Here is a 15,462-nt window from a genome sequence, read left to right on the forward strand (position 1 = left end):
GCCGTTTTAGGCTAGCATTTTAGGGGAAATAGACGTGTTAAATAATGAATTAGTTTTGCATTTTACCAAAAGCAAACTCAGCAGCATCAATAGTGCGTTGGATATCTTCTTTGGTATGCGCAATAGACATAAAACCTGCTTCAAAGGCTGAAGGGGCAAGATAAACTTTTTGCTCTAACATTAAATGGAAAAATTGTTTAAAGCGTTCAACATCACAATTCATCACATCTTGATAGCATGTCACTTCTTTCGCATTAGTAAAGAAAATACCAAACATACCACCAACATGATTTACAACTAGAGGAATACCTGCTTGTTGCGCTTTTTCCATTAAGCCTTCAGCAAGGAATGTTGTCAGTTCATCTAAAGTTTCATGAACGCCAGGGCGTGATACTTCAGTTAAACACGCAAGGCCTGCTGCCATTGCGATTGGGTTTCCTGATAAGGTTCCTGCTTGATAAACAGGTCCAATCGGCGCTAATTGTGACATCACGTCTAAATGTCCGCCAAAAGCACCAACAGGCATACCGCCACCAATAATCTTACCTAAACACGTTAAATCAGGATCAACATCGTAATAATCTTGAGCACCACCTAATGCAACACGAAAGCCTGTCATCACTTCATCAATAATGAGTAGTGCGCCAAACTCATCACATAATGCACGTAAACCGGGTAAGAAATCGGCTTTAGGTGGAACACAATTCATGTTACCTGCAACAGGTTCAACAATAATACATGCTACTTCATCAGGATAGTTTTCGAATGCTTGGCGAACTGAATCTAAATCGTTATAAGTGCACGTTAAGGTATGTTTTACAAAATCAGCAGGTACACCAGGAGAATTAGGTTGACCCATGGTTAAAGCTCCTGAGCCTGCTTTAACCAGTAAGCAATCTGCGTGGCCGTGATAACAGCCTTCAAATTTGATGATTTTATCGCGACCGGTATAACCACGAGCAAGGCGAATCGCACTCATTGTGGCTTCAGTCCCTGAATTCACCATACGAACCATATCCATAGATGGAACAAGTTCAGTAACTAAATTTGCCATTTCAACTTCAGCGGCTGTTGGTGCGCCAAAGCTCAACCCTTTTTGTACCGCTTCTGTGACTGCATCACGAATAGCAGGGTGATTGTGACCTAATACCATAGGTCCCCATGAACCGACATAATCAAGATAAGCATGTCCATCGGCATCATAAATATACGCACCATCAGCACGTTCAATAAAGAGAGGCGTTCCACCGACACCATTAAATGCTCTAACTGGTGAGTTGACACCGCCAGGTATCACTTGTTGGGCGAGATTATAAAGCGTTTCAGACTTGCTCATGTCAGACTCCTCATGATGGGTGAGCATAATATTAAGGCATATTCTAAAGCACTGAGTAGATGAAGCCAAATAGACGATAGCAACATTTTGATTTATCACTGCTATTATTTATTTGTTAAATATTAAGAAAATCGATAAGTAGCAAAAAGTGTATTTTATCCACAACAAACTTGAAGGTTAAGAGCAGGTATTAGATAATCGTCACATTATATCAGCAATAAAAAACGATTTTGCTGGCTGTTTTTTACTGGGAACCCCAGTCTGGAGTGAACAATGAGTGATGATATGGCTCTGCCGTTACAATTTACTGACGCGGCTGCAAATAAAGTAAAAGATTTGATTGCAGATGAAGAAAATCCAAATCTGCGTTTACGCGTTTATATCACCGGTGGCGGTTGTAGCGGATTCCAGTATGGTTTTACGTTTGATGACGCTATGAATGACGGCGATATGACTATCGAAAAACAAGGCGTAGCATTAGTGGTTGACCCAATGAGCTTGCAATATTTAGTCGGTGGTTGTGTTGATTATACGGAAGGACTAGAAGGTTCCCGTTTTATCGTCACTAATCCAAATGCAAAAAGCACCTGTGGTTGTGGTTCTTCTTTTAGCATCTAATGTTAACGTAAAATAAGGGGCAGTACTTGTTGTTGGCTTAACGTACTGTCCTTTTTCAACACCTCAATGGCCTCGATATATTCTCTCTTTTCCTACTTTTCTTTCAATTTTTTATCTATTTCTTATTGGTTCGCTAGCGCTTCACAAATTTGTTGCATCGCATTGATAATGCGTGGCGCAGGCCGGCTAAAACTATCTTCATCAATCGCAATAATAGGAATATTAAGCTGTGGTTGCCAAAAGGCTTGAATTTCGGGTATTTGATCTTTTTTGCCACTAAAGATAATTATTTCAGGTTTTCTGATAAGCACTTGTTCACGGCTAACTTGAGGCCAAGCGACAATGCTATCAGCAAAGATATTTTTACCACCACACTGCTCAGTAATATCACTTTGTAGAGAATGATGAGACGTTGTAAAAAGAGGATTAAGACTAAATTGAATAAATGCCTTTTTCTTTCGAATTTCTGTTGAAGAAGACGTATATTGGCGCCGTATTTGTTGATATTTCTGACGTAATTGATCTGCATTTTTTAAAGCAATTTCAGGATGAACACTATATTTTGAAAGCATATCTAGTTCATTTGCAACATCATCAATAGTATGTGGATCAGAATAAAGAATAGGGATACCTAAAGCTTTTAACTGATCTAATGGGCGTTGTGGATTACCACCAGGCCACGCAATAATTAAATCAGGTTTTAATAATAAAATTCGCTCTACATTAATACCTTGCCAGTTTGCGACTTGCTCTTTTTTTTGGGCATTTTCTGGATAGTCAGAGTAAGCACTTACGCCAACAATATAATCTCCCATTCCAGCAGCATAAGCCATTTCTGTAGCAGAAGGTGATAATGTAATAATACGCTTAGCGGGAGTGGTGGCGAAAGACGATATAGTTAAAATGAATGAACTTAATAATGTACCAACAACGATAAATAGACGCATGTTATTCCCAATAAACACACCCGCCTATTCTTATCTAATTAAAGTAAAAATAAAGACGGGTTATGATTGAATAATTTAAGACGAATTAGTCTTTTAGTTTATCCAACATCGTAGTTACCATTAAGCTTGATTGACGCGCAGCTACAGATAAAAATTCATCAAAACTTAGATGCGATTCTTTGTCTGCTACATCAGAGATAGCACGTACAACGACAAATGGTGTTTTAAATTGATGACAAACCTGACCAATAGCAGTGGATTCCATTTCAACAGCAGCAACATTAGGAAAGGTTTTACGAATGCGAGTTAAAGGCTCTGCGCCATTAATAAATGCATCACCACTACAAATTAACTCACGAACTGCATTTAACTTCAGTGATTCAATACAGTCTTGAGCGATATTAATTAATTTATTATCAGCCGAAAATGCCGCAGGGCATTGTGCCATTTGACCTGGTTCATAACCAAATGCGGTCACATCGACATCGTGATAGCGTACTTCAGTAGAAATAACGATATCACCAACATTTAATTTAGGATCTAACCCTCCCGCTGAGCCTGTATTAATAACAACATCGGGTTGAAAATGATCGAGTAGTAATGTTGTACCAATGGCCGCAGCCACTTTACCAATACCTGATTTTAATAAGGCGACATCAACACCTTTAATTTGACCGGTATATATTTCACAACCACCTAGTGACAATGTTTTGCAGTCTTCAATTTGATCACGTAAAAGTGTGACTTCTTGCTCCATTGCACCTATTACACCAACTCTCATTGTGTCATACTCCCATGTATATTCGCCGTTAAAAAAAATGTTTATAGAGTTTAGCATCTATCAGAAAAACGCGATATAAAGTAGAGAATTCGTTTCATCAAAACCATCAAAGAGGATAGAAATGATCGACTTTAAACTGAAGTTAAATTATCAACGCAAATATAATAGCAGTGACATTGATATTAACGATGAAATGCAAGTTTCTAGACAGTTTGAAAGTGATCGTGGCCGTATTATTAATTCAGCAGCTATCCGTCGTTTACAACAAAAAACACAAGTTTTTCCTCTAGAGCAAAATTCTGCTGTACGTAGTCGTCTTACGCATTCTCTTGAAGTACAGCAAATTGGTCGCTATATCGCCAAGCAAATTATTGGTGAATTTAAAAAACAACATAAATTGGATGAATACGGCTTAAGTGAACGTATTGATAGCGTTGAAAGCTTAATTGAGATGGCGTGTTTAATGCACGATATTGGTAACCCTCCTTTTGGTCATTTTGGTGAAGCTGCAATTAAACACTGGTTTCGTAAAGTCTTATCACCAGAAGGTACAAGTGAATTTGACAGTTGCCTATTTGCTCCTATGCAATATGGTGTAGATGAAGAAATTAACAAATTAAAACAAACACTTCGTCAAGATTTATGTCATTTTGAAGGTAATGCACAAGCCATTAGAATGGCGCATCATATTCTTAAGCTCAATTTAACCTATGCGCAAATTGGTTGTGTGTTGAAATATACGCGTCCTGCTTATTGGCAAGGTGATATCCCTAATGAATACCACTATTTGATGAAAAAACCGGGCTATTACTGGTCTGAAAAAGAATTCGTCAAAGAATTAAGAGATAAACTTTCAATGGGGGAATTCTGCCGTTTCCCTCTGACTTATATTATGGAAGCCGCAGATGATATCTCTTATTGCATTGCTGATTTAGATGATGCTGTTGAAAAAGGCATTTTTGATATTAATCGCCTTGTTCAATTACTACGTGATGCTTGGTGTGAAAATGGCGACATGACAGAAGGTGATTTGTTTGATATTACCGTTAATCGCGCCTATAAAAAAGTTGATCAAAATGAAGCCAAACGTAGTATGCAAGATCAATTTTTTATGTATTTACGTGTTTATATAACAGGTAAATTAGTTCCTTATACCGCGCAACGTTTTATCAAAAATTTAGATAAAGTTTATGAAGGAAACTTCAATAATGCACTATTAGAGGGTAATAGTGCTGAGCATAGACTATTAGCAACATTAAAGCGCGTTGCGCAAAAATGGGTATTTAGCCACCCTGAAGTTGAAGAGCTCGAAATGAAAGGTTATCGAGTTATTAGTGGTTTATTAGAGATTTATAAATCCTTACTTTTATTACCGACAAATGATTTTTTAAAACTGCATAAATATAATGAACATCCTGAATATGTCATTGAGACGCGTTTATATCATAAGCTTTCGGTTAAACATAAACTTGCCTATAACGAAGCGTTAGATAAATTAAATGATATAAATTCTGAGCAAGGTCGTCTTTTAGAATTTTATTATCGAACAAGATTGATTCAAGATTATATCAGTGGAATGACGGATCATTATGCCTATGAAGAATATAGAAAATTAATGGTTTGTGATTAATAGATAAGCAAATATGTCATTTCTATCTTATTAATTAATGATAATTTTAAATTTTCAACGAAATTAGGTTATGTCTTATTAAAATATAGGAAAATATATGTCGTTAATTGTAAAATTACTTAATGAAAAATTTATATATAATATTTATTAGTTATAGGAAAATATAAGATTTAGTCTTAATCTCTTTTGATGTATTCACACAAATATTTTTCATTTTAACGAAATTATTGCTTATATCAGTTAAGTAAATAACTTGTTAGATGTTATACTCTCCTTATGTCTTATTTTGAAATGTGGCGTTCCCAAATCTACGTTATTAAATAGATAACGTACTTTAACATAATGGCATTTCTCAATTAACTCTTTATCAACACACAAATTTATTACTATGGTGCAGTTTTATTCTCCTAAGAAACGCCCTGCTAAAAAGCAGGCAACAATGCTGGATGTGACCGCGACTGCATTGGATGCAAATGGTCAAGGTATTGCACATGCTGGTGGCAAAACAATTTTTGTAAAAGGATTACTACCAGAAGAAACTGCACGTATTCGTTTAATAGAAGAAAAACGCCAGTTTGCGAAGGGTGAAGTTATCAAACTCTTAGTGACAAGCCCACAACGCGTTACGCCTCATTGTCGTTACTATGAACGCTGTGGTGGATGTCAGCAGCAACATGTTCCTATTTCGTTACAACGAACGACAAAAGCAGATGTATTATCACATCTGATTAAACGTGAAACTGGTGTCACCATTTCTGCAAAACCTATCATTGCAGGTGCAGAATATGGCTATCGTCGTAGAGCAAGACTTGGATTACGCTTTCACCAAGAAAAAGGCTTGGTGATGGGGTTTCGTCAAGAGCGTTCTAACGATTTAGTGATGATAGAAACATGCCCAGTGCTGAAACCACAATTAAATGAATTATTGCAACCACTCTTTAATGTGCTTAAACAACTATCAGCAGTGCGTGAATTAGGGCATGTAGAGATAGTATTGGCTGATAATGGGCCTCTTGTCATTTTGCGTCATTTATCTCCATTATCTGAAAATGATAAAGCACGATTGAGAGATTTCTCTCATAACTATCAAGTAACCGTTTATCTTGCTGGTAATCATGATGAGATAGCACGATTAATACCATCAAAAAAGGAACCCTTCTACCAAATAGACGGTCTAAACCTGCACTTTGCACCAACTGACTTTATTCAAGTTAATGATGAGGTTAACCCTTTAATGGTGGTTCAAGCGATAGAATGGCTTGATTTATCATTAAGTGATCGTGTGCTGGACTTGTTTTGTGGAATGGGCAATTTCACATTACCTATTGCGAAAAGAGTCACGCATGTCGTTGGTATCGAAGGTGTTCCGGCATTGGTTGATATGGCGAAAAATAATGCGACATTAAACCAATTAAAGAATGCGCATTTTTGGCATGCTGATTTGTCCGCTGATTTTTCTGCTATGCCATGGGCAAAAGAAGGATTTAATAAAGTGTTATTAGATCCTGCAAGAGCTGGCGCCGCAGAAGTTATGCCACATATTGTGGGGCTATCGCCCGAAAAAATTGTTTATGTCTCGTGTAATCCGACCACGTTAGCAAGAGATAGCAAGATATTATTAGATTCTGGATATCAATTAACTCATTTGAAAATGTTGGATATGTTTCCACAAACAGGTCATCTGGAATCAATGGCATTGTTTAGTCGAAAATAAACATGTCGCCAGTCAATAAGATTTATATCTGGTAGGGAGAGAATATGGTAGCAGTTAGAAGTGCTCACTTAACACCTGCAGGAGAGTTCGCTGTTGATAAGTGGGTCAATAGCCTCAATTTGACTCCAGCTAGTGCTGGCAGTGATATCGCGCAAACCTGGGAATACTGTCATCGTATGGTACAGGGGCACGAAGATGCACAATTGCTGTTGTGGCGCGGTGTTGAGATGGTTGAACTTCTTTCGACGCTCAGCATGGATAAAGATAGCATGAAAGCGGCGCTACTTTTTCCTCTTGCCGAAGCGAATCTTATTGATCAAGAAACAACAACAGAACATTTTGGGGCTTCTATTTGGAGTTTGGTTCGTGGTGTTATGGAAATGGATGCCATTCGCCAACTTAAAGCCACCCATACGAATGAAACCAGTTCTGTACAAGTTGACAATATTCGTCGCATGTTACTTTCAATGGTTGAGGATTTCCGTTGCGTTGTTATCAAACTTTCAGAGCGTATTGCACATTTACGGGAAGTGAAAGATGCAACAGAAGACGAACGCGTACTTGCTGCCAAAGAATGTTTTAATATTTATGCGCCTTTGGCCAATAGATTGGGCATTGGACAATTAAAATGGGAATTAGAAGATTTTTGTTTCCGTTATCTTCACCCTGATGAATATAAAAAAATTGCGAGCTTACTTCATGAACGTCGTATTGATAGAGAACAATATATAGATAATTTTGTCAGTCATGTTCGTAGTTACATGAAGCAAGAAAATATTGATGTTGATATCTATGGACGCCCCAAGCATATCTATAGTATTTGGCGCAAAATGAAGAAAAAAGCCCTTTCTTTTGATGAGCTATTTGATGTTAGAGCAGTACGTATTGTGGTTGAGCGTTTACAAGACTGCTACGCTGCACTTGGTATCGTTCATACCCATTTCCGTCATTTACCTGATGAATTCGACGATTATGTAGCCAATCCTAAACCTAATGGTTATCAATCAATTCATACCGTCGTTTTAGGACCCGAAGGTAAAACTGTCGAAATTCAAATTCGTACTCGTCAAATGCATGAAGATGCAGAATTAGGTGTTGCAGCGCACTGGAAATATAAAGAAGGTGCAACCGGTGCGACAACGAAAAGTGGTACAGGTAGTTATGAAAATCGTATTGCTTGGTTACGTAAACTGATTGCATGGCAAGAAGAGATGGCGGATTCTGGCGAAATGCTAGATGAGGTTCGTAGTCAAGTCTTTGATGATAGAGTTTATGTCTTTACGCCTAAAGGTGATGTGATTGATTTACCTACCGGCTCTACACCGCTTGATTTTGCTTACCATATCCACAGTGATGTGGGGCACCGCTGTATTGGTGCTAAAATTGGTGGCCGTATTGTGCCATTTAGTTACCAACTACAAATGGGTGATCAAATTGAAATTATCACTCAAAAACAACCTAATCCAAGTCGCGATTGGCTAAATCCGAACTTAGGTTATGTTACAACCAGTCGTGGCCGCGCTAAGATACACAACTGGTTCCGTAAACAAGATAGAGATAAAAATATCCTCGCAGGTCGTCAAATTCTTGATAATGAATTAGCGCATCTTGATATCAATATGAAAGAAGCAGAAAAATTGCTGGTAGCACGTTATAACGTGCATAGTGTTGATGAGGTGCTTGCGGGTATTGGTGTCGGTGATATTCGAATTAATCAGCTTGTTAATTTTATTCAAAGTAAATTGAATAAAACCACCGCTGAGGATGAAGATAAAGAAGCCTTACGTACATTAGAAAATAAAGCGCCACCACAAAGAACAGCGGGTTCTGGTAGTAGTATTGTTGTTGAAGGTGTGGGCAATTTAATGCATCACATCGCGCGTTGTTGCCAGCCAATACCTGGCGATAATATTGTCGGTTTTATTACTAAAGGGCGAGGGATCTCAATTCACCGTGCTGATTGTGAACAATTAGCAGAATTAAGTTCTCATGCACCAGAGCGTATCGTCGATGCTGTTTGGGGTGAAAACTATTCTAGTGGATATTCATTAATCGTGCGTGTTGTGGCTAATGATCGTAGTGGTTTATTACGTGATATCACCACCATTTTAGCGAATGAAAAAGTGAACGTACTGGGTGTGAGTAGCCGCAGTGATGTAAAACAACAAATTGCGACAATTGACATGAATATTGAAATTTATAATCTACAAGTATTAGGTCGTATTTTGGCAAAACTTAATCAGTTGCCTGATGTGATAGAAGCGAAACGCTTTTCTCACTAGAACATTAAAATGATAAAATGCCGAGACAAATGTTCTCGGCATTTTTTTATCTAACAATATGTTAAACAGGATAAAATTCACTCTTATTTAAAAGGCAATATGATGTCAGAAAATCGTGAAATCTTTCGTTTATTAGAAATTATGGCGCAACTACGTGATCCTGATACTGGATGCGAATGGGATAAAGTGCAGACTTTTGACACTATCGCACCTTATACATTAGAAGAAACGTATGAAGTGTTGGACGCTATTGCTCGTAGAGATTTTTCTGATTTAAAAGAAGAGTTGGGTGACTTGCTTTATCAAGTTGTATTTTATTCACGAATGGCTCAAGAGCAAAAATTATTTGATTTTAATGATGTTTGTGAAGCAATTAGTCATAAGTTAGAACGGCGCCATCCTCATATTTTTGCCACTGAAAATGGCAATCATTTAGCGACAGAAAAATATCGCTGGGAAAAACTCAAAGCACAAGAAAGAGAAGCAAAAGCACAATTTTCATTACTTGATGATATTCCTGCAACATTACCCGCTTTGATGAAAGCGGAGAAAATTCAAAAGCGCTGTGCTTGTGTTGGATTTGATTGGGATACGCTAGAGCCTGTATTAGGTAAAGTTTATGAAGAAATTGATGAAGTTATAGCTGAGGTGAAAAAAGAGCCTATTGATGCATCACGTGTAGAAGATGAATTAGGTGATTTATTATTTTCTGTTGTCAATCTCACTCGTCACTTAAAACAAAAGCCAGAACAGGCATTAAATAGGGCATGTCGTAAATTTGAGCAACGTTTTCGTTTAGTCGAAAAATTATTAGCAGAGAAAAAAGGCAACATAGAACAAGCGACATTGGAAGAGATGGAGAACTGCTGGCAAGAAGTGAAAAAACAATTAATTGAGTGAATGGTGACTCGTATTTTTATCACTATGTGACATTTAATGCTGAAAAAAGTTAATTAGTAATTAATACAGCTTGAGTGTTTTTTATAAAAAACCACCATATCAAGAAATACAAAATATGAATTTGTTTTTTTATGTTTGGGTGGTTTAAAATATGTAAATTACATGCTATTACATTATATTTGTGATTAAACTCAAAAAAATAAAAGCATGATCCTGAACAAAAGATCATGGTACAAACCTGCTACACTTAATGTTATGAAAAAAGTAAAGCATCTTTTTGGTAAAAGTGGTATCTTAGCTGAAAGGATTAAGCTTTTGTGATGAATAATTTTTTTTATAGCTTTATTCTATTGATAATTTACGGTTTTTTCGTGTCCTAGTGGGTAAATGGCGTGATGAAAAAGAACTTTATACGACTAAGAATGTTTGTAGCCAAAATAAGGTTCGGGTATACTGTGTTCCCGTCCAGTTATATCCATCATCTTAATACACCTAAACTTTCAGGTTCAGCATGAAAACGAATTATATTTTTGTGACCGGCGGGGTCGTATCCTCTCTGGGTAAAGGCATTGCCGCAGCCTCTTTGGCGGCTATACTCGAAGCCCGTGGACTCAATGTCACCATTATGAAGTTGGATCCGTATATTAACGTCGATCCTGGTACTATGAGCCCAATTCAGCACGGGGAAGTCTTCGTCACCGACGATGGAGCTGAAACTGATCTCGACTTAGGCCATTATGAGCGCTTTATTCGCACAAGAATGACTCGCCGTAATAATTTCACTACAGGCCGTGTATATTCAGAAGTCCTACGCAAAGAACGCCGTGGTGACTATCTGGGCGCGACTATTCAAGTTATTCCTCATATCACTAATGAAATTAAAGAACGTATTATTCGTGGCGGTGAAGGCCATGATGTTGTTCTTGTTGAAGTGGGTGGTACTGTGGGTGATATCGAATCGCTACCATTCTTAGAAGCTATTCGCCAAATGGCAGCAGAAGTGGGCCGTGAGCATACTTTCTATCTGCACTTAACATTGGTTCCATATTTAGCGGCTTCTGGTGAAGTGAAAACTAAACCAACACAGCACTCAGTTAAAGAATTGCTTTCTATCGGTATTCAACCTGATGCACTGATTTGTCGTTCAGATCGCGTTATCCCAGCAAATGAACGTGCAAAAATCGCGCTGTTTTGTAATCTGCCAGAAAAAGCAGTTATTTCACTAAAAGATGTCGATTCCATTTATAAAATTCCTGGAATATTGAAATCTCAGGGATTAGATGATTATATTTGTAAACGCTTCAATTTAGACTGCCCAATTGCTAATTTAGCAGAATGGGAACAAGTAATTTACGAAGAAGCAAATCCAGAAGGTGAAGTCACTATTGGTATGGTTGGTAAATACATTGAATTACCAGATGCCTATAAATCAGTGATTGAAGCGCTAAAACATGGTGGTTTCAAAAGCCGAGTTTCAGTTAATATCAAATTAATTGATTCGCAAGATGTGGAAACTCGCGGTATAGATATACTCAAAGGGTTAGACGCTATTTTAGTACCTGGTGGATTTGGTGAACGTGGTGTTGAGGGCAAAATTATGGCTGCTCAATATGCACGTGAGAATAAAATCCCTTATTTAGGTATTTGCCTTGGTATGCAGGTTGCGATGATTGAATTCGCTCGTAATGTTGCCAATATGGAAGATGCGAACTCGACTGAATTCGCTCCTGATTGCAAATATCCTGTTATCGCGCTTATCACCGAATGGCGTGATGAGAATGGTAATCTTGAAGTACGTACAGAAGAAAGTGATTTAGGCGGTACGATGCGTTTAGGTGCGCAACCTTGTCATTTAAGTGGTGATAGTTTAGTTCGCACTCTTTATGGTAAAAATACCATTACCGAACGTCATCGCCACCGTTATGAAGTGAATAATCTACTGCTAAAACGCATTGAAGATGCAGGCTTACGTATTGCAGGCCGTTCAGTAGATAATAAATTGGTGGAAATTATTGAAAACCCAAATCATCCTTGGTTTGTTGCTTGTCAATTCCACCCTGAGTTTACCTCAACGCCACGTGACGGCCATCCGTTATTTGCTGGCTTTGTGAAAGCAGCCTTTGATAACCAAAAAGGATTGCTAAAATAGGATATGTGAGAAGAGATAGGGTATCTCTTCTCGGAAATTTAACTTGTACAGAGGAAAACCGAATGTCCAAAATCGTTAAAGTTATTGGTCGTGAAATTATCGATTCTCGTGGTAACCCAACTGTTGAAGCTGAAGTTCACTTAGAAGGTGGTTTCGTTGGTATGGCTGCGGCTCCATCAGGTGCATCAACAGGTTCTCGTGAAGCACTAGAATTACGTGACGGCGACAAATCTCGTTTCTTAGGCAAAGGTGTTCTGAAAGCGGTTGCTGCTGTTAACGATGAAATTGCGAAAGCAATCATCGGCCAAGATGCTAAAGACCAAGCTAACATCGATAAAATCATGATTGATTTAGATGGTACTGAAAACAAATCAAAATTTGGTGCAAACGCAATCCTTGCTGTTTCTTTAGCAAATGCAAAAGCAGCTGCGGCGGCAAAAGGCATGCCTTTGTACGAGCACATTTCTGATCTGAATGGTACTCACGGTCAATACTCAATGCCTTTACCAATGATGAACATCATCAATGGTGGTGAGCATGCAGATAACAACGTTGATATCCAAGAATTCATGATCCAACCTGTTGGCGCTCCAAATCTTAAAGAAGCGGTTCGCATGGGTTCAGAAATTTTCCATCACTTAGCAAAAGTGCTGAAATCAAAAGGTATGAACACAGCTGTAGGTGATGAAGGTGGTTATGCTCCTAACTTAGAATCTAACGCTGCTGCGTTGGCTGCAATCAAAGAAGCAGTAGAACAAGCAGGTTATGTTTTAGGTAAAGATGTTACTCTGGCTATGGACTGTGCAGCATCTGAGTTCTATAACAAAGAAACAGGTAACTACGAACTGAAAGGCGAAGGTAAAACCTTCACTTCAGAAGAGTTCACTCACTATTTAGAAGAACTGACAAAACAATACCCAATCGTTTCTATCGAAGATGGTTTAAACGAATCTGACTGGGATGGTTTTGCATACCAAACTAAAGTTCTTGGTGACAAAATCCAACTGGTTGGTGACGACCTGTTCGTAACTAATACTAAGATCCTGAAAGAAGGTATCGACAAAGGTGTTGCTAACTCAATCCTAATCAAATTCAACCAAATTGGTTCACTGACAGAAACGTTAGCTGCAATCAAAATGGCGAAAGATGCAGGTTATACAGCAGTTATCTCTCACCGTTCTGGTGAAACAGAAGATGCAACTATCGCTGATTTAGCAGTAGGTACAGCAGCGGGTCAAATCAAAACAGGTTCTATGAGCCGTTCTGACCGTGTTGCTAAATACAACCAATTAATCCGTATTGAAGAAGCATTAGGCTCTAAAGCACCATTCAAAGGCCTAAAAGAAGTGAAAGGCCAAGCATAATCTATGCTTTGATTGACATTTCTTTATCACGCTAAAAGGAGAACATTATGTTCTCCTTTTTTGTACAATAAACATATGCTTTCTATTAGTTATTAAAAATTGTGATATGTAATTAAAAATAGTGTTAGATTTTTAATAAATTATCACTCATTTAATTAATTCTCGTGGGAGAGATCCCAATTATCTCTTTTTTACGTTTTCAACAAGTAAAAATGTTTCTATATTTCACATGTCACCCATTTTGTTAACAATTATGGCTTGGTGAATTTAACTATCATCTTAGTCATGTGGAGTATTATCATGGACGCATCTAATTTAGCCCCGTCGGCGAAGTCTAGCCCAATTAATAAAAGAGGGTTAATTATTCTCGCATTTGATATTGTTATCTTATTGCTCTTATTAGAGTTTTTACCCTATGATCCTAAAGCCAATGCTGGTTTAGCATTAATGGTTTTTGTTGGTATCTTATGGTTAACAGAGGCTATACACGTTACGATTACTGCTTTATGTATTCCTATCTTAGCGGTTGTTTTGGGGTTAATGAATACAAATGAATCATTAAAATCTTTTGCTAATCCTATTATTTTCTTATTTTTTGGTGGCTTTGCTTTAGCTACCGCATTACACATTCAAGGACTAGATCGCTTAATTGCAAATCGTTTACTGATGATAGCAAAGGGAAAACTCTCTATTGCTGTATTGTTATTGTTTGGCGTTACTGCACTGTTATCAATGTGGATAAGTAATACGGCAACAGCCGCAATGATGTTACCGCTTGTGTTAGGTATTCTTTCTAATTTAGATATTCGCACAGAGCGTAATACCTTTGTTTTTGTATTATTAGGTGTTGCATATAGTGCAAGTATTGGCGGATTAGGCACACTTGTAGGTAGCCCACCAAATGCAATTGCCGCCGCTCAACTAAACTTAGATTTTATTACATGGATGAAATACGGTATTCCTATCATGTTGGTGTTATTACCTGTGATGTTTATCGTAATGTATTTGATGTTACGTCCTAATCTAAAACATAAATTTGATTTAAAACTTGAAGTCTTAGAGTGGAATAGTAAGCGTGTTATCGCGATGGTTATTTTCCTACTTACTGTATTTTGTTGGATTTTCAGCTCGTTTATCAGTAGCTCATTTGGTGGTGTGAAAGATCTTGATACCATTATTGCAGTCAGTGCTGCCATTGTGATTGGTGTGACAGGTGTTGCAAGTTGGAGCCAAATACAAGAAAACACAGAATGGGGTGTGTTAATGCTGTTTGGTGGAGGTTTAACACTAAGCGCTATTTTACAATCCTCAGGAGCAAGCCTTGTCATGGCAGATGCTATGAAATCCACATTTGGAGATAGCCACTGGTTTGTGATAATCCTTGCTGTAACAACCTTTATTATTGTACTGACTGAATTTACCAGTAATACGGCAAGTGCTGCACTATTAGTCCCTATTTTTGCTACTGTAGCACAAGCATTAGGAATGCCCGTAATGGCGCTGACAATGATTATCGGTATTGGTGCATCATGTGCCTTTATGTTGCCTGTTGCTACGCCACCCAATGCAATTGTTTTTGGTTCAGGCTATATCAAACAGATAGAAATGGTAAAAGTCGGTGGTGTGCTTAATTTAGTTTGTATTTTGATTATTTCACTCTTTGCATGGTGCTTCTGGCTGTAATTATTTAAAAAAAGCGCTTGATATCCCTTTGGTATAACAGGATATTAAGCGCTTTTTT

11 protein-coding genes are annotated in these 15,462 nt (G+C 37.8%); 8 read left to right on the forward strand and 3 right to left on the reverse strand.

Annotated features, from left to right (window positions below; translation table 11 throughout):
* Nucleotides 1–49: 49 nt before the first annotated feature.
* Nucleotides 50–1,336 (reverse strand): glutamate-1-semialdehyde 2,1-aminomutase, encoded by a 1,287-nt coding sequence (gene hemL, locus M983_RS12155; RefSeq protein ID WP_066751167.1) that lies wholly within the window; start codon nt 1,334–1,336, stop codon nt 50–52.
* Nucleotides 1,337–1,609: 273 nt separating this feature from the next.
* On the opposite strand from hemL, the gene erpA reads away from it, so the two are divergent.
* A complete protein-coding gene (gene erpA / locus M983_RS12160; protein WP_064719135.1) occupies nt 1,610–1,954 on the forward strand; it encodes an iron-sulfur cluster insertion protein ErpA in 345 nt (114 codons plus the stop codon).
* A 122-nt stretch (nt 1,955–2,076) separates the two neighbouring features.
* Here erpA and btuF read toward each other — a convergent pair whose 3' ends face one another.
* Together btuF and mtnN are read right to left on the reverse strand one after the other, a co-directional pair.
* A complete protein-coding gene (gene btuF, locus M983_RS12165) occupies nt 2,077–2,901 on the reverse strand; it encodes a vitamin B12 ABC transporter substrate-binding protein BtuF (protein ID WP_066751170.1) in 825 nt (274 codons plus the stop codon).
* A gap of 85 nt (nt 2,902–2,986) precedes the next feature.
* Complete coding sequence (gene mtnN, locus M983_RS12170) at nt 2,987–3,682, reverse strand: 5'-methylthioadenosine/S-adenosylhomocysteine nucleosidase (protein ID WP_066751173.1); 696 nt, start codon at nt 3,680–3,682, stop codon at nt 2,987–2,989.
* Between the two features lie 121 nt (nt 3,683–3,803).
* On the opposite strand from mtnN, the gene dgt reads away from it, so the two are divergent.
* From dgt to M983_RS12205, 7 genes are all read left to right on the forward strand, one after another.
* Entirely contained in the window at nt 3,804–5,312 is a 1,509-nt protein-coding gene (gene dgt, locus M983_RS12175) for a dGTPase (RefSeq protein ID WP_066751175.1), read from the forward strand.
* A 388-nt stretch (nt 5,313–5,700) separates the two neighbouring features.
* Nucleotides 5,701–7,026, forward strand: coding sequence for a 23S rRNA (uracil(1939)-C(5))-methyltransferase RlmD (rlmD, locus tag M983_RS12180; RefSeq protein WP_066751177.1), 1,326 nt, complete (start codon nt 5,701–5,703; stop codon nt 7,024–7,026).
* A 44-nt stretch (nt 7,027–7,070) separates the two neighbouring features.
* Complete coding sequence (relA, locus tag M983_RS12185) at nt 7,071–9,308, forward strand: GTP diphosphokinase (RefSeq protein WP_066751186.1); 2,238 nt, start codon at nt 7,071–7,073, stop codon at nt 9,306–9,308.
* Between the two features lie 102 nt (nt 9,309–9,410).
* Nucleotides 9,411–10,208: a nucleoside triphosphate pyrophosphohydrolase gene (mazG, locus tag M983_RS12190; protein WP_066751189.1), complete on the forward strand. Its 798-nt coding sequence runs from the start codon at nt 9,411–9,413 to the stop codon at nt 10,206–10,208.
* 511 nt (nt 10,209–10,719) lie between these two features.
* Nucleotides 10,720–12,357 carry a glutamine hydrolyzing CTP synthase gene (gene pyrG / locus M983_RS12195; RefSeq protein WP_066751191.1) on the forward strand — a complete coding sequence of 546 codons (1,638 nt, stop codon included), beginning with the start codon at nt 10,720–10,722 and terminating at the stop codon, nt 12,355–12,357.
* Between the two features lie 62 nt (nt 12,358–12,419).
* Nucleotides 12,420–13,721 carry a phosphopyruvate hydratase gene (gene eno, locus M983_RS12200; RefSeq protein ID WP_066751194.1) on the forward strand — a complete coding sequence of 434 codons (1,302 nt, stop codon included), beginning with the start codon at nt 12,420–12,422 and terminating at the stop codon, nt 13,719–13,721.
* A 300-nt stretch (nt 13,722–14,021) separates the two neighbouring features.
* Nucleotides 14,022–15,404 carry an SLC13 family permease gene (locus M983_RS12205; RefSeq protein WP_066751196.1) on the forward strand — a complete coding sequence of 461 codons (1,383 nt, stop codon included), beginning with the start codon at nt 14,022–14,024 and terminating at the stop codon, nt 15,402–15,404.
* The last annotated feature ends 58 nt before the right edge of the window (nt 15,405–15,462 follow it).

It is taken from the genome of Proteus myxofaciens ATCC 19692 (assembly GCF_001654855.1).
Taxonomy (GTDB): domain Bacteria; phylum Pseudomonadota; class Gammaproteobacteria; order Enterobacterales; family Enterobacteriaceae; genus Proteus; species Proteus myxofaciens.